General features: G+C 72.1%; 13 protein-coding genes. 6 read left to right on the top strand and 7 right to left on the bottom strand.

The window, feature by feature from the left end; all coding sequences use genetic code 11:
- Window positions 1–152: 152 nt before the first annotated feature.
- Complete coding sequence (locus tag ACFYWM_RS10525; RefSeq protein WP_389911801.1) at window positions 153–635, bottom strand: metallophosphoesterase family protein; 483 nt, start codon at window positions 633–635, stop codon at window positions 153–155.
- A gap of 89 nt (window positions 636–724) precedes the next feature.
- Entirely contained in the window at window positions 725–1,735 is a 1,011-nt protein-coding gene (locus tag ACFYWM_RS10520) for a hypothetical protein (protein ID WP_389911798.1), read from the bottom strand.
- Between the two features lie 232 nt (window positions 1,736–1,967).
- Here ACFYWM_RS10520 and ACFYWM_RS10515 point away from each other — a divergent pair, with 232 nt between their 5' ends.
- The 5 genes from ACFYWM_RS10515 to ACFYWM_RS10495 all read left to right on the top strand — a co-directional run bounded on the left by ACFYWM_RS10515 (window position 1,968) and on the right by ACFYWM_RS10495 (window position 7,967).
- Window positions 1,968–2,999: a LacI family DNA-binding transcriptional regulator gene (locus ACFYWM_RS10515; protein ID WP_389911794.1), complete on the top strand. Its 1,032-nt coding sequence runs from the start codon at window positions 1,968–1,970 to the stop codon at window positions 2,997–2,999.
- Between the two features lie 54 nt (window positions 3,000–3,053).
- Window positions 3,054–4,694 (top strand): FAD-dependent oxidoreductase, encoded by a 1,641-nt coding sequence (locus ACFYWM_RS10510; RefSeq protein WP_389911791.1) that lies wholly within the window; start codon window positions 3,054–3,056, stop codon window positions 4,692–4,694.
- Window positions 4,695–4,785: 91 nt separating this feature from the next.
- Window positions 4,786–6,066 carry an ABC transporter substrate-binding protein gene (locus tag ACFYWM_RS10505; RefSeq protein ID WP_389911788.1) on the top strand — a complete coding sequence of 427 codons (1,281 nt, stop codon included), beginning with the start codon at window positions 4,786–4,788 and terminating at the stop codon, window positions 6,064–6,066.
- 1 nt (window position 6,067) lies between these two features.
- A complete protein-coding gene (locus tag ACFYWM_RS10500) occupies window positions 6,068–7,135 on the top strand; it encodes a carbohydrate ABC transporter permease (protein ID WP_389911785.1) in 1,068 nt (355 codons plus the stop codon).
- On the top strand, window positions 7,125–7,967 hold the full coding sequence (locus ACFYWM_RS10495) for a carbohydrate ABC transporter permease (RefSeq protein WP_389911782.1): 843 nt from the start codon (window positions 7,125–7,127) through the stop codon (window positions 7,965–7,967). Before ACFYWM_RS10500 ends, ACFYWM_RS10495 begins: the two co-directional genes overlap by 11 nt.
- A gap of 17 nt (window positions 7,968–7,984) precedes the next feature.
- Here ACFYWM_RS10495 and ACFYWM_RS10490 read toward each other — a convergent pair whose 3' ends face one another.
- Both ACFYWM_RS10490 and ACFYWM_RS10485 read right to left on the bottom strand, forming a co-directional pair.
- A complete protein-coding gene (locus ACFYWM_RS10490; RefSeq protein ID WP_389911779.1) occupies window positions 7,985–8,851 on the bottom strand; it encodes an oxidoreductase in 867 nt (288 codons plus the stop codon).
- 305 nt (window positions 8,852–9,156) lie between these two features.
- On the bottom strand, window positions 9,157–10,173 hold the full coding sequence (locus ACFYWM_RS10485; protein ID WP_389911776.1) for a zinc-binding dehydrogenase: 1,017 nt from the start codon (window positions 10,171–10,173) through the stop codon (window positions 9,157–9,159).
- A 93-nt stretch (window positions 10,174–10,266) separates the two neighbouring features.
- Here ACFYWM_RS10485 and ACFYWM_RS10480 point away from each other — a divergent pair, with 93 nt between their 5' ends.
- Window positions 10,267–11,985: an IlvD/Edd family dehydratase gene (locus ACFYWM_RS10480; RefSeq protein ID WP_389911773.1), complete on the top strand. Its 1,719-nt coding sequence runs from the start codon at window positions 10,267–10,269 to the stop codon at window positions 11,983–11,985.
- On the opposite strand, the gene ACFYWM_RS10475 is transcribed toward ACFYWM_RS10480, so the two are convergent.
- The 3 genes from ACFYWM_RS10475 to ACFYWM_RS10465 form a co-directional block, all read right to left on the bottom strand.
- A complete protein-coding gene (locus ACFYWM_RS10475; protein WP_389911771.1) occupies window positions 11,872–13,569 on the bottom strand; it encodes a rhamnulokinase family protein in 1,698 nt (565 codons plus the stop codon). The two genes, ACFYWM_RS10480 and ACFYWM_RS10475, sit on opposite strands and share 114 nt — an antisense overlap.
- A 394-nt stretch (window positions 13,570–13,963) precedes the next feature.
- Entirely contained in the window at window positions 13,964–14,296 is a 333-nt protein-coding gene (locus tag ACFYWM_RS10470; protein ID WP_389911768.1) for a YnfA family protein, read from the bottom strand.
- Window positions 14,297–14,451: 155 nt separating this feature from the next.
- Complete coding sequence (locus ACFYWM_RS10465) at window positions 14,452–14,964, bottom strand: hypothetical protein (protein ID WP_389911765.1); 513 nt, start codon at window positions 14,962–14,964, stop codon at window positions 14,452–14,454.
- Window positions 14,965–15,195: the final 231 nt, after the last annotated feature.

Here is a 15,195-nt window from a genome sequence, read left to right as displayed (position 1 = left end):
TCGCGAAGAGCAATTAACCGGTGCGTAACACGTGTATACCGTGCCACGTACCCCGATGGAAGGTGAGAAATCGGCCACCGGCGAGGATGACGCGTCGCGGGCCGGGCGCGTCGGCCGGGGAAGCGAAGGGCGGCGCGTTCGCCGGGGGGAGGTCAGGTGACGGGGACGATCCTCGCCTCGACGAGGCGGCCCTCCTCGACGCGCAGCGTGCCCAGGGTGCCGTGGGGCTGGCGGCGGCGGTCGGTGGGCGACCCGGGGTTGAAGATGCGAAACCCGTCGTCCTCGTGGTCCAGCGGTATGTGGGAGTGCCCGAACACCACCAGGTCGGCCCCGGGGAAACGGCGCCGCATCCGGGCGAGCCGCCCCTGGGCCGCGCCGCTGTCGTGGATCATCGCCACCCGCAGCCCGCCGAGATCCAGCTCCAGCGTCTCGGGGGCCACCACGTCCGGCCCGTCGTTGTTGCCCTTGACCGCGCGCACCGGGGCGTAGGCGGCGAGCTCGTCCAGGACCCCGGCGACGCAGACGTCACCCGCGTGCAGGATCAGGTCCGCGCCCCGCAGGTGCCCGGCCACGGCCGGCGGACACGACTTCCACCGCCGGGGCGCGTGGGTGTCGGACAGCACCACCACGTTCATACCCTCATGCTCCCACCGCCACGGCGGGAAGGCCCCTCCGCTCTCGGGAGAGGTTCTTTCCCGAGAGCGTCCGGGGCGCGTGTTCCGGCTTAGATCGCGCGGGCGACGGCGATCGTCGACCCGCTCCGCTGGCCCGCCTCGTAGAACATGTACTCCACGCCGCCGTCGGTGCCGAAGGAGGGCGCCGCGCTGCGGCGGTTGTCGGGGGCGCCGGTCAGGGGCCGGTGGAAGACGCCGAGGTGGACCTCCCGGTCGAAGGCGTTGCCGACCTCGGTGAGGAACATGTTCCCGCTGTTGCCGTGGTAGACGACGTACGCGGTGCCGTTGCGCTTGAGCAGGTGGGGCCCGGACAGGTCGCTCTGCCCGTCGGGGCCGGGCGAGACCAGCGGGGTCGGGTCGAACTGCCAGCCCTCGCCGTTGGAGGACCAGCCCCAGAAGATCTTGCGGGAGCCGCCGGTGACGCCCATGAAGACCATGACGTATTTGTTGCCCAGCCCCGGGACCGCGTGCTCGAAGACCCGGGCGTAGGAGGTCTCCGTCGACCCGGGGATCGCCGCGGTGGTCAGCACCGTGCCGTGGTAGGTGAAGCGCACGCCGTCGGTCGACCAGGCCATCCGGGTGGTGTTGTTCTCGCCGTGGAAGTACATGCGGAACCGCCGGTCGGCGGCGTTCCAGATGATGTGCGGCGACGAGACGTGGCTGACCGAGTAGTGCGGTGACCAGGTGTTGGGGATGATCGGGTTGTTCGGGTACTCGGTGAACGGGCCGCCGAGCGAGTCGCCGTAGGCCAGGCAGATGCCGCCCGGCCGGTCGTGCGGGGCGTAGTAGAGGTAGTAGCGCCCCAGCGGGCTCGCGATCTTGTCGTACATGCCCCGGACGCAGGGGAAGATCAGCTCGTTGGTCGGGTTGTAGCGCAGGCTCGCCTTGTCGAACGGCGTGCCGATGTACCGGTACGAAGGAAACCCGGCGGGTCCCAGTGCGGCGGCTCCCGTGATCGCCGCCGTGGCCGTGCCGGGGAGGGCGAGCCCGAGGCCGCCGGCCACGCCGGCGCCGACCGCCGCGCGCAGGAGTCCGCGGCGGTCCATGAGGGGTTCAGACATTGACTGTCCCTTCGCGACAACTTTCACCGTGAGTGATGGTGAGGACGTCTCTCTGATCGCAAAGGTTCGGTCAGCCGCGCCCGTCCGTCAAGGTGCTAATACGGATTATCACCGGCTTGATTTCCATTTCATGATCCTGGCCCGCACCCCTTGACAGGATCCGGTGGCGGATTGCAGGATGACGTCCCAACCTCGCTAATGCGCATTATCACCAGATGGGACGCTACGGATCGTGACCTCCCCCGGCCGCCGACTCACCCAGCAGGACATCGCCCGCATCGCGGGGGTGAGCCAGACGACGGTGTCGCTCGTCCTCAACAACCGGACCGACGCCGAGGTGCGCATCGCCCCCGAGACGCGCGAGCGGGTGCTGAGGGTGATCAGGGAGACCGGATACGTCGCCGACCCCGTCGCCCGGCGGCTCGCCGAGCGGCGCAACCGCATCCTGGGTGTCTTCACCTACGAGGCGGTCTTCCCGACCGCGAGCGCCGACTTCTACCACCCCTTCCTGCTCGGCATCGAGGAGTGCGCCGAGGAGATGGGCTGGGACCTGCTGCTGTTCACCAGCGCCAAGGCCGCGGGGGAGCGGCGCCGGATCTTCAACGAGGACAGCCGGGTGCGGCTGGCCGACGGCTGCGTGCTGCTCGGGCGCGCCGTCGACCGCGACGACCTGGCCCGGCTGCTGGCGGAGGGCATCCCCTTCGTCTCCATCGGCCGCCGCGACGACGCGGGGGGCCCGGTGCCGTACGTGGGCGCCGACTACTCGCCCGCGGTGCGTGCCCTGGTCGACCGGGCGGCGGGGCTCGGCCACCGGAGGCTGGCCTACGTCGGCACCGGGGCGGGCGCCGAGTCGCCGGCCGACCGCATGCGCGGCTTCCGTGAGGCGGTGGCCGCCGTCGGGGCCGAGGGGTCGCACGTGCCGGTGACCGGCAGGACCCCCGAGGAGATCCTGGGGGAGCTGACGGGCACCGGGGTGACGGCGGCCTTCGTCGAGGAGCCCGCCGACGCCGTGGCGATCGTGCACGCGGCGGGCGAGCGGGGCCTGTCGGTCCCCGGCGACCTGTCGATCCTCGCGCTGGGCGCCCCGACCAGGCCCGTCCGGGTCGACGTCGACCTCACCGGGTTCCGCATCCCCCGGCAGGAGATGGGCCGCAGGGCCGTCGAGCTGCTGGCGGAACTGCTGGAGAGCGGAGGGGGGACGCCGCAGGAGCTGCTGGCCTGCGAGCTGGTCGAGGGATCCACGCTCGCCCCGGCCCGCGACTGATCGAGCGACGAGACCACCAAGAGCGGCGAGAGCGCCGGGAACGGCGAGAAGGCAGTGAGAACGACGATGATGGGAGAGACCCCCGACGTGGTGGAGATATCGGCGGACGCGGTGGTCGTCGGCGGCGGGCTGGGCGGCGTCGCCGCCGCCCTGGCGCTGCTGCGGGCCGGGCGCACCGTGATCCTGACCGAGGAGTACGACTGGCTCGGCGGGCAACTGACCAGCCAGGCCGTGCCGCCCGACGAGCACTCCTGGGTGGAGCGGTTCGGCGTCACGGCCTCCTACCGGGCGCTGCGCGAGGGCATCCGCGGCTACTACCGCGACCACTACCCGCTGACCGCGCGGTCGCGGGCCTGGCGGGAGCTGAACCCGGGCGCCGGGCACGTGAGCCGCCTGTGCCACGAGCCGCGTGTCGCGGTCGCGGTGATCGAGGCCATGCTCGCGCCCTATCGGGGTTCGGGGCGGCTGCGCGTGCTGCAGCCGTACCGACCGGTCGGCGCGGAGGTCGACGGCGACCGGGTGCGGGCCGTGCGCCTGGAGCACCGGGACGGGGGCGGGGAGGTCACGGCCGTCGCGCCGTACGTGCTGGACGCCACCGAGACGGGCGAGCTGCTGCCGCTGACCGGCACCGAGTACGTGACGGGGTTCGAGTCGCAGGGCGACACCGGCGAGCCGAGCGCGCCCGCCGAGGCCCAGCCGATGAACATGCAGGCCGTCTCGGTGTGCTTCGCGATCGACCACGTCGACGGCGACCACACCATCGACAGACCCGCCGCCTACGAGTTCTGGAGGAGCTACCAGCCCGACTTCTGGGGCGACCGGCTGCTGTCCTGGCGCTGCCCGCACCCCAGGACGCTGGAGATCGTGGAACGCTCCTTCACCCCCAACCCCGACGACGACCCGCTGCTGGTGGAGGCCGACCAGCGGCTCAACCCCGGCGACGCGAACCTGTGGACGTTCCGCAGGATCGCCGCGCGCCGCAACTTCGCCGACGGCGCCTACGACAGCGACATCACGCTGGTCAACTGGCCGATGATCGACTACCTGGAGGGCCCGGTCATCGACGTGCCGGACGCCGCCGCGCACGTGGCCGCCGCCCGGGAGCTGTCGCGCTCGGTGCTGTACTGGATGCAGACCGAGGCGCCGCGCGCCGACGGCGGGACCGGTTTCCCCGGCCTGCGCCTGCGCGGCGACGTCACCGGCGGCGGCGAGGGCGGGCTGGCCCAGGCCCCCTACATCCGCGAGTCGCGCCGCGTCCGCGCCCTGTACACCGTGGCCGAGCAGGACCTGTCGCTCGCGGTGCGCGGCGACAAGGGCGCGGTGAGCTACGCCGACTCCGTCGGGGTGGGGATGTACCGCATCGACCTGCACCCCTCCACGGGGGGCGACAACTACATCGACGTGGCGAGCTCGCCGTTCGAGATCCCTCTCGGCGCGCTCGTACCGCAGCGGATGACCAACCTGCTGCCCGCGTCCAAGAACATCGGCACCACCCACATCACCAACGGGGCCTACCGGCTGCACCCGGTGGAGTGGAACGTCGGCGAGGCCGCGGGCGCCCTCGCCGCCTTCTGCCTGGACAACGCCACCACCCCGCACGCCGTACGCGAGGACGAGGGCCTGCTCGCCGACTTCCAGCGGCGGCTGACCCGCGACGGCGTCGAGCTGCGCTGGCCGCAGGTGGCCGGTTACTGACCGGCCACCGGCCGCGCGAGCGGCACCGACCGGACGGGCGACCGGTCACCCACCACGACCGCCGGGGGATTCCCAGCAAGGAGATCGGACCATGAGACCATTCGGAAAGCCCGCGGCCGTCGCGCTGGCGGCGCTGCTCACCCTGACGGCGTGCGGCGGGGGAGGCGAGGCTCCCGCCGCGCAGGGCCCGCAGCCGCTGCGCATGACGATCTGGACCTCCAACGAGGCCCACCTGAAGCTGTTCGACGAGATCGCCGCCGAGTACAGGAAGACCCATCCCGAGGTCGGCGAGATCAAGTTCGACCCCATCCCCTTCGAGAGCTACACCACCACCCTGACCACCCAGATCGCCGGAGGCAACGCCCCCGACCTGGCCTGGATCCTGGAGAGCTCCGCGCCCGACTTCGTCTCCTCCGGCGCGCTCGCGCCGCTCGACGAGACGCTGGGCAAGGCCCAGGGGTACGAGTTCGACGACCTCACCCCCTCGGCCGTCAAGCTCTGGCAGGCCGAGGGCAAGCTGTACGCCTACCCGTTCTCCACCTCGCCGTTCGGGGTGTTCGTCAACACCGACCTGCTCAAGAAGGCGGGCCAGAAGACCCCCGCCGAGATGATCGAGGATGGCACCTGGACCTGGGAGAAGGTCGCCGCCCAGAACGCCGCGGTCGCGGCCGAGACCGGCAAGGCGGGCATGGTCGTCCGTGACTTCGACTACAAGGGCTGGGACAACCTCGCCACGGTGTGGGGCGGCTGGGGCGCGCGGGCCTGGAGCGAGGACGGGAAGACCTGCGGGTTCGACAGCCCCGAGATGGTCGAGGCGATGACGTTCCTGCACAAGTCGATCTTCACGGACAAGGCCTTCCCCGGCCCCGGCACCACGGCCGACTTCTTCGCGGGCGACTCGGCGATGACCATCACCCAGATCTCCCGCGCCTCGCTCCTGCAGGACGCGAAGTTCGGCTGGGACCTGGTCCCGCTGCCCGCCGGGCCCAAGGGCGAGTACTCGGTGATCGGCCAGGCGGGCCTGGGCGTCTTCAAGAAGTCCGCCAACGCCGCGGCGGCCACCGACTTCCTCGCCTTCTTCACCAACCCCGCCAACTCGGCCAGGCTCGCCGCCTACTTCCCGCCGCCCCGGGCCTCCCAGCTCACCGCGGACACCATGGCGAAGAGCAACCCGCTGCTCAAGCCCGACCAGCTGCAGAAGGTCGTGATCGGCGGCATCGAGAAGGGCGTCGTGAAGCCCAACCACACCGGCCAGGCTGAGCTGTCGCAGACCGTGCGGGCCGCGCTCGACCCGCTCTGGCAGCCCGGCGCCGACGTCAGGGCCGTGCTGGGCGGCGTGTGCGCCAAGATCCAGCCGATGCTGGGCGCGTGACGTGGCCGCGTCACACCCCGGATCCGCGGTGACCGGCCGGGCCGACGCCCGGCCGGCCCCCGGCGGGCGGGCCGCGGAGGGCGGTGATCGGATCGTGGACAGCGGTGATCGGGCCGCGGGGAGCACGGGGGGCGCCGGGGACGGCGGTCCGGTTCGCCGGGTCTCCCGGAACGGCGGGGGCCGGGCGTTCTGGACCGTGCGCCGCCGCGACAACCTGGTCGGATACCTGCTCGTCGCCCCTCAGCTCCTCGGCAGCCTGCTGTTCGTGCTCCTGCCGCTCGGGCTCGTCCTGTGGTACAGCCTCCACGAGTGGAACGTGCTGGCCGGGACCTTCGAGTTCGTCGGCGGGGAGAACTACGACAAGCTGCTCGCCGACGCCAACCTGCGCGAGGTGCTGGGCGGGACCGCCCTGTTCTCCGTCGGCCTGGTCGTGCTCAACCTCGGCCTCGCCCTGGTCCTGGCGATCCTGCTCAACCAGCGGCTGCGCGGGACCACCTTCTTCCGTACGGTGTTCTTCTCGCCCGTGGTGGTCTCGCTGGTCGCCTGGACGATCGTGTGGCAGTTCCTGCTGCAGGACGACGGCGGTCTCAACGGCCTGCTCGCCGCCGCCGGGGTCGACGGCCCCAACTGGCTGCGCGGCGAGGGCACGGCGATGCTCTCGGTGATCGTCGTCCAGGTCCTCAAGAACGTCGGCCTCAACATGGTGCTGTTCCTGGCCGCCCTCCAGGGGGTGCCCGCCCAGCTCTACGAGGCCGCCGAGCTGGACGGCGCCGGGGCGTGGACCCGCTTCCTGCGGATCACCGTCCCCCTGATCAGCCCGACCATCCTGCTCACCTCGATCATCACCGTGGTGGGGTCGCTGCAGGTGTTCGCGCAGATCGCGGTGCTCACCCAGGGCGGGCCCGGCATGTCGACGACCGTTCTCGTCTACTACCTGTACCAGCAGGCTTTCCAGTTCCATCACTTCGGGTACGGCGCGACGCTGTCGGTCCTGCTGTTCGCGATCGTGGCGCTGCTCACCGTCGTGCAGTGGCGGATGCGCAGAAGGTGGGTCTTCAATGAAACGTGAGATACCGGTACGGCTGAAGACGCTCCTGTACGGCCTGCTGTGCGTGTTGTGCGTGCCGTTCGTCTTCCCGACCTGGTGGATGGTGACCTCGTCCCTCAAGCCGGTCAGTGAGATCTTCGCCTTCCCGCCGAGGCTGCTGCCCGCCGACTGGGACTTCTCGGCCTACGGGCAGGTCTTCGAGCTGCAGCCCTTCGCGGGCCAGTACTTCAACAGCCTCTACATCGCCCTGATCGTCACGGCTGGCACGATGGCGGTGGCCGCCATGGCCGGGTACGCCTTCGCGCGCATCCGCTTCCCCGGCCAGAACGTGCTCTTCGTCGTCGTGCTGCTCGGGTTGCTCATCCCGAGCGAGGTCACGATCGTCCCGCTGTTCCAGATGTTCCACGGGCTCGGGCTGACCGACACCCACTGGCCGCTGATCCTGGTGCCGATCCTCGGCGCGCCCGGCGTGCTGGCCACCTTCATCATGAGGCAGTTCTTCATCAGCCTGCCCGGCGAGCTGGAGGAGGCCGCCCGGGTGGACGGGCTCGGCCGGTTCGGCACCTTCTACCGGGTCGCGCTGCCGCTGGCCCGCCCCGCGCTCGGCGCCGTCGCGATCTTCACGTTCCTGCACAGCTGGAACCTCTACCTCGAACCCATCGTGTACCTCTCCTCGCCGGAGAGATTCACCCTCCCGCAGGCGCTGACCCAGTTCGTCGACGCCTACGGCGGGCCGATGTGGAACGTCCAGCTCGCCGCCGCCTCGATGACGGCCCTGCCGGTGCTGGTGGTGTTCGTGCTCGCGCAACGGCAGTTCATCGAGGGCCTGGCCCACACCGGCCTGAAGGGCTGAGAATCCCCCGGCCGCGCTCACCCGCCGATCGCGTCGAGCTCCTTGAGGGCGTCGGCGGGCAGCTCGACACCGGCTCCCGCGACGTTCTCGCGGAGATGGGCCACCGACGACGTACCGGGAATGAGGAGGATGGTGGGCGAGCGGCGCAGCAGCCAGGCGAGGGCGACCTGGAAGGGCGTCGCGCCGAGGCGGGTGGCGACGCCGTCCAGGACGCCGGACTGCAGGGGGCTGAACCCGCCGAGGGGGAAGAAGGGCGTGTAGGCGATGCCCTCGCGGGCGCAGTGGTCGACGAGCTCGTCGTCGGCGCGGTGGGCCAGGTTGTAGAAGTTCTGCACCGTCACGACCGGGGCGATCGACCGCGCCTCGGCGAGCTGCTCCGGCGACACGCCGCTGACGCCGAGGTGCCGGACGAGGCCCTGCTCCCGCAGCTCCGCGAGCACGGTGAACGGTTCGGCGATCGAGCCGGGGACGGGGTCCGTCATCCCGCCGACCCGGAGGTTGACGACGTCGAGCGCGTCGAGCCCGAGGCGTTCGAGGTTCTCGTGGACGGCGGTGACCAGCTCCTCGCGCGACAGGGCCGGCGGCCAGGACTTGTCGGGGGCGCGCCGCGCCCCGACCTTGGTGACGATCCGCAGGTCGTCCGGGTAGGGGTGCAGGGCCTCGCGGATGATCTCGTTGACGACGTACGGGCCGTAGTAGTCGCTGGTGTCGATGTGGGTGATCCCCAGCTCGACCGCCTCCCTCAGCACCGCGATCGCCTCCTCACGGTCTCGCGGAGGTCCCCAGACACCGGGGCCCGCGAGCTGCATGGCCCCGTAGCCCACCCGGCTGAGGGTGAGGTCTTCGGCGAGTTCCAGGCTTCCACCGGGTAGTGGCGTCGGCATTGTCGGTCCTCTCATCGGTTTTTCGTGATCTCGGTGGTTCCCGTGACGCGGGGCCGGACGCCCGCCGGAGTCCCGGAGCCTCTCGCGACACGCGGTCGTACGGGCCGGAACCGGGCCGGCGGGCGGGGACACCCGGCCATCCCGAAGTGTCCACCGGCCGCCCGGGGCCAGGAAGTGTCCTGGTCATCCTGGGAGTGTCAGGGCCAGGCTGGTCGATAGCCGCCTTGCCGCCGTCGGAACATGGGCGGGGCGGGCCCGGGGAAGATCGCCGGACCGGGTCAGGCCCGGGTGAGCGCCTGACCTGGTCAGGCCCGGGGGTCCACGTGGATCTTGGGGCCGGGGCCTGCCCCCGCCGGGCGGGAGCCGGAGAGGATCTCGCCCACCTCGTCGAGCCCGACGACGGCCGCCACCAGCGGCCGGGGGTCCACCGCGCCCGAGGCGTAGTGCTCGATCGCCCCCGCCAGGCCGGGCGAGGCGCTCAGGATGCCGACGGCCGTGACGTCCTTGAGCACCAGAGTGCGGGTGTCGACGGCGCTGGGTGTCGACGACAGGCCGATGTAGACCACCCGCTTGCCCGGCTCCACCAGGTCGGCGGCGAAGGAGGGCAGGCCGGGGGAGGTGGAGGCGTCGATGACGGCGTCGAACGGGAGATCGGGAAGCCTGTCCGAGGTCCAGGCCCCGTGCACCCCGAGGGTGCGGGCGAACTCCAGCGACGGCTCCGACAGGCCCAGGACGTGGACCTCCGCCCCGTGGGCGAGGGCGAACCGGGCGGCGAGCAGGCCGATCGTCCCCGGACCCATCACCAGGAGCCGGTCACCGGGGACGAGGGCCGCGGCCTCCACGGCCCGCAGCGCGTTGCCGCCCGGCTCGATCATGGCCCCGGCCACCGCGTCGACCGTGTCCGGCAGGACGTGCAGCGCCGTGACCGGCACGGGAAGTCTCTCGGCCAGGGCGCCGGGCCACCCGCCCCGGATGCCGATCTCGAAGCGGTCCTCGCACACGTGCTGCAGCCCGCCCAGGCAGCGGCGGCACCTGCCGCAGCCGAGCATGGTGTCGCCGGTGACGCGGGTGCCGATCCAGCCGCCGTCGACGCCCTCGCCGACGGCCGAGACCGTCCCGCACCACTCGTGACCGAGCCGCATGGGGTAGCGGGCGTTGTCCGCCTCCTCCAGGTAGGCCATCTCGCCGCTGAAGAACTCCATGTCGGTGCCGCACACCCCGGCCCGCTCCACGTCGACCACGACCTGTCCGGGGGCGGGAACCGGCGGCTCGACGTCCAGCACGGCGAAGCGGCGGGGCCCGGTCACGACGAACGCTCTCACGGGTGGGACCTTCCAGACGGCGCCGCCGGGCGAGGCCGGGGGGTACAAGAATCGGGGTCCGTAGACTACCGTTCGGCAAATGGGGCTGAGAACGTGACGGCGGACAGGCGTAGCTCGCAGTGGTACGGGGGAACCGACCGCAACGCCTACATCCACCGGGCCTGGATGCGGCGCGGGCTGCCCTCGCACGCCTTCGACGGCCGCCCGCACATCGCGATCGCCAACACCGCCTCCGACCTCACCCCCTGCAACACCCACCTCGACGAGGTGGCCGAGAGTGTCAAGAGGGGCGTCTGGGAAGCAGGTGGCGTCCCGATGAACCTGCCGGTCGTCTCCCTGGGCGAGACGCTGGTCAGGCCCACCGCGATGCTGTGGCGCAACATGGCCGCGATGGCGACCGAGGAGATGCTGCGGGCCAACCCGATCGACGGCGTGGTGCTGCTGGGCGGCTGCGACAAGACGATCCCGTCCCTGCTGATGGCCGCGGCCTCGGTCGACCTGCCCGCCGTGGTGGTCCCCGGCGGGCCCATGCTCACCGGCACCTTCCGCGGCGTGCAGCTGGGCTGCGGCACGGACGTGTGGCGGCTCAGCGAGGAGGTCCGCGCGGGCACCCTGAGCGAGCAGGCGTTCCTGCGCTCGGAGTCGTCGATGATCCGCAGCAGGGGCCACTGCAACACCATGGGCACCGCCTCCACCATGGCCTGCGTCGCCGAGGCGCTCGGCACCACCATCCCCGGCATGGCGGGCACGCCCGCCCCCGACAGCCGCCTGCTGGAGGGCGCTCACGAGACCGGGCGGCTCGCCGTCGAGCTCGTCGAGCGGGACCTGCGCCCCAGCACCCTGCTGACCAGGGGCTCCTTCCTCAACGCGATCGTGGCGCTGGCCGCCGTCGGCGGGTCCACCAACGCGGTGGTGCACCTGCTGGCCATCGCGGGCCGCCTCGGCGTCGAGCTCTCCCTCGACGACTTCGACCGTACCGGCGCCGGGGTGCCGCTCCTGGTCGACCTGCAGCCGGCGGGCCGCCACCTGATGGAGGACCTCCACCGCGCGGGCGGCCTGCTGGCCGTGCTGCGCGAGGTGCGCGACCTGCTGGACCCGGACGCGCTGACGGTGACCGGCAGGCCGCTGACCGACCACCTGGACGAGGCGCGGATCTGGGACGAGACCGTCATCCGCCCCCGCGACCAGCCGCTGCAGGAGGCCGCGGGCATCGCGGTCCTGTACGGCGACCTGGCCCCCTCCGGGGCCGTGATCAAGCCCGCCGCGGCCTCGCCCGACCTGATGCGCCACCGGGGCCGGGCCCTGGTCTTCGACAGCGTCGAGGACATGCACGCGCGGATCGACGATCCCGGCCTCGACGTGGACGCCTCCTCGGTGCTCGTGCTGCGCGGGTGCGGCCCCAAGGGCTACCCGGGGATGCCCGAGGTCGCCAACATGCCCATGCCGGCCAAGCTCCTGGAGCGCGGGGTGCGCGACATGGTGCGGATCTGCGACGGCCGGATGAGCGGCACGGCGTACGGCACGGTGGTCCTGCACGTGGCGCCCGAGGCCGCGGCGGGCGGCCCGCTCGGCCTGGTGCGGACCGGCGACCCGATCGTCCTGGACGTCGAGGCCAGGCGCCTGGACCTCGACATCCCGCCGGAGGACCTGGCCGCGCGCCTTCCCTCGGAGGCCATGCGGGCGGCCTTCGCCGCGCCGTCACGGGGCTGGGAACGCCTCTACGTCGACCATGTGATGCAGGCCCACCGGGGTGCCGACCTCGACTTCCTCGTCGGCTCCAGCGGCGACGGGGTCGCCCGCGAGTCCCACTGAAACGGCTGGGGGCGCCGACGCCGCGTGACGGGCCGGACGGGCCCCGGGCCCGGTGCCCGGCTCGGGCTCCGCGCCGTTCCGGAACCCGTCGATGCCGATCAGCCGCCGGTAGCGGGAGTAGGCGATCTCGTACGGCTCCCGTCGCGCGCTGGGTGAGAACGGCCGGGGCCTGAACGAGCGGCGGACCACCTCGCGCAGCTCGGTGAGGGAGCCGAGGCGGCCGTCGGCCATCGCCTGGACCAGCAGGTTCCCCACCGCGGTCGCCTCCACGGGGCCCGCGAGCACCGGCCGCCCGGCGAAGTCGGCGACGAGCCCGCAGAGCGTGTCGCTGGCGGCCCCGCCCCCCACGAGGTGCACCGCCTCCACCCGCCGGTCGCTGAGGAACTCGGCCTGTTCCAGGGCCCACCGGTAGGAGCACGCGAGGCTCTCCAGGACGCAGCGCACCGTTCGCCCGCGATCGGCGGGCGGCACCTGGCCGGTCGAGCGGCAGTAGGCCGCGATCCTGGCGGGCACGTCGCCCGGTTCGAGGAACCACGGGTGGCCGGGGTCGATCAGCGGGCCGAACGCGGGCGCCGCGGCGGCCTCGGCGACCAGGTCCGCGTACGAGGCGCGCACCCCCCAGGCCCTGCGGCACTCCTGGAGCAGCAGCAGGCCGTTGAGGGCACGGGTGAAACGCACGGTCCCCATGACGCCGCCCTCGTTGGTGAAGCCCGCCAGCCTGGCCGCCCGGCTCGTGACCGGCGCGTCGAGCTCCAGCCCCGCCAGCGAGCGGGGGCCGCAGGAGATGTGGCCGACCGAGCCGGAGGAGACGGGGAGCGCGGCGGCGGCGGAGGCGGCGTCGTGCCCGGCCACCGCGACGACCAGGGGCGGCGCGCCGGGGCCCTTCCCGTTCCTGCTCCTGCGGCCGTTCCCGCCGGTCTCGCCGTCCCCGCCGTCCTCGCCGCTCCCGCCGCGCAGCGGGCCGGCGACCGTGCCGGGCTCGGTGAGCCGGTGGGCGAACAGGTGGCGGGGCAGGCCCAGGCGGGTGACGAGGCTGTCCGCCCACCGGCCGGTCCTGGCGTCCAGCAGCTGGCTGGTGCTCGCGACCGTCCGCTCGGCGAGCATCTCGCCGCTCAGCCAGAGCGTGAACAGGTCCGGGATCATCGCCAGGTGGTCGGCCGCGTCCAGGAGCGGGGACCCGGCGTGCGCCAGCAGCTGGCAGGCGGTGGTGCCGGGGCCGGGACGGACGCCGGTGAGCTCGTACTGGTCCTGCCAGGAGACGAGCCCCGCCAGGCCGGAGGTGTAGGGGTCGAGGTGGTGGCGGGGGTTGGCCAGCAGCCGCCCGGCCCGGTCGAGGAGCGCGAAGTCGCCGCCCCAGGCGGTCACGCCCACGCTGGTGAGACGTCCCCGGGAGGCGGCCAGCGCGATGCCCCCGCGGGCCTGGGTGAGCAGCCCCAGCACGTCCCAGTACAGGCCGTCGAGAACGCGGACGGGCCGGTTGGCGAAGCGGTGCACCTCCCGCACCGCGAGCCGCTCACCATCGAATTCGCCGGTCAACACCCGGCCGCTCTCAGGTCCGAGATCCACGGCCACGTAGACGGGCACGGTCCAAGGGTAACCAGAAACTCTTTCCTGACATGAGGGATATATCAGAAATGATGGGTGAAACTTCCTGTGGTTTAGCCTTTCACTCCCGGTGTGGGCGCGGAGGCTTTCCCCTGGCTCCCCGGCGCGGGCGCGGGGGCTTTCCTCCCGTTCCCCGGGTTCGGCCACGCGGGCTTTCCCTTGGTTCCCCCGGGTCGGGCAACGTGGGATTTCCCTTGGTTCCCCCGGGTCGGGCAAGGCGGGATTTCCTTTGGTTCCTCCCGGCCTCTTCCGGTCCGGTCACCGGGACTTTCCCCCGGGTCTCTCCCGGCTCGGCCAGGCGGGCCTTTCCCGGCCTTCCCCGGCTCTTCCCCGGCCCTTTCGCGGCGGCCTCCTCGCGACGGCCGCTCCCGCTTCACCCGCGCGGGGCGTACATGATCAGAGCGACCCCCGCCAGGCACACGCCCGCGCCGATCAGGTCCCACCGGTCGGGGCGGAAGCCGTCGGCCAGCACCCCCCACAGCAGCGACCCGGCGATGAACACCCCGCCGTAGGCCGCCAGGACCCGGCCGAAGTTCGCGTCCGGCTGGAACGCGGCGACGAACCCGTACGCCCCCAGGGCGACGACCCCGGCGGCGATCCACAACAGTCCCCGCTGCTCGCGGACCCCCTGCCAGACCAGCCAGGCGCCGCCGATCTCGGCGACGGCCGCCAGCGCGAACAACAGCAGTGAACGGGCGATCGTCATGCTCGGAAAAGTATCGGAAGAACGGCGGCCCCCCGCGACCCGGTCATGTCCGGGTCGCGGGGGGCCTGATACCGGGCCACCTGGCGGTACCGCCCCCGCGGTACCGTCACGTGTCCTCCGACCTGGCCCGCTCCCGTGCGGCCAGGTGACCTCCCCTACAGCTCGCAGTTGACCTCGGTCTCACCGGTGCAGGTGTCGGAGTCCGGCCCGCCGTCGGTGGTGTCGTTGCCGCCGTTGCCGTTCAGGACGTCGTCACCGCTGCCGCCGACGAGGATGTCGCGGCCGGACCCGCCGGAGAGGCGGTCGAGGCCGGCCGAGCCGAAGATCTCGGCGAACAGGGAGGTGTTGTTGCGCACGGTGTCCTCGCCGGGCCTGACGTTGACCGTGATGGTCGAGACCCCGGAACAGGAGGCCGTGTTGGGACCCTGCTGGACGCACCCGGCGCCCGCGGTCACCGAGTGCAGGCTGGAGGTCACGTTGACCCTGCCGTTGAACGGGTTGATGTCGATGCTGTCGTTCCCGGTCGTGCCCACGACGGACATGTTCCCGAACGAGCCCACCGTGACGGTGGCCCCGGCCGCGTGGGCGGGGGACGCGAGGACGGCGGTGGTGGCCAGCCCGGCCAGCGTCAGGGTCAGGGCGGTGATGTTGCGACGCTTACGCGACATGATGGTGATCCCTCTCGGATCTGTGAACTACGGACGCCTTTATGTAAGCGACCATTCGAGGGAGCGTCTGCGTCATAGTGCGCACACGTGTGTCCCGTACGGGGCCGTGGTGCTCGGATGAATTTCCAATACGACGACAAATGTTGGCAATTTTCGCAATTCATCAGGCTGGGTGGCGGAAGGCTTTCCGGGCTCCCGGATCGCCGGGCCGAGGTGACAGGGAGCGCGGTC

Origin of the sequence: Streptosporangium sp. NPDC002721, assembly GCF_042888905.1 — a bacterium.
Classification (GTDB): Bacteria; Actinomycetota; Actinomycetes; order Streptosporangiales; family Streptosporangiaceae; genus Streptosporangium.
Note: the sequence above shows the minus strand (reverse complement) of the source record. Positions and strands in the feature narration are given on the sequence as shown.

Coding starts and splice junctions, on each gene's coding strand:
- ACFYWM_RS10525 (WP_389911801.1), bottom strand. CDS start 635: ATGAACGTGGTGGTGCTGTCCGACACCCACGCGCCCCGGCGGTGGAAG.
- ACFYWM_RS10520 (WP_389911798.1), bottom strand. CDS start 1,735: ATGTCTGAACCCCTCATGGACCGCCGCGGACTCCTGCGCGCGGCGGTC.
- ACFYWM_RS10505 (WP_389911788.1), top strand. CDS start 4,786: ATGAGACCATTCGGAAAGCCCGCGGCCGTCGCGCTGGCGGCGCTGCTC.
- ACFYWM_RS10495 (WP_389911782.1), top strand. CDS start 7,125: ATGAAACGTGAGATACCGGTACGGCTGAAGACGCTCCTGTACGGCCTG.
- ACFYWM_RS10490 (WP_389911779.1), bottom strand. CDS start 8,851: ATGCCGACGCCACTACCCGGTGGAAGCCTGGAACTCGCCGAAGACCTC.
- ACFYWM_RS10470 (WP_389911768.1), bottom strand. CDS start 14,296: ATGACGATCGCCCGTTCACTGCTGTTGTTCGCGCTGGCGGCCGTCGCC.
- ACFYWM_RS10465 (WP_389911765.1), bottom strand. CDS start 14,964: ATGTCGCGTAAGCGTCGCAACATCACCGCCCTGACCCTGACGCTGGCC.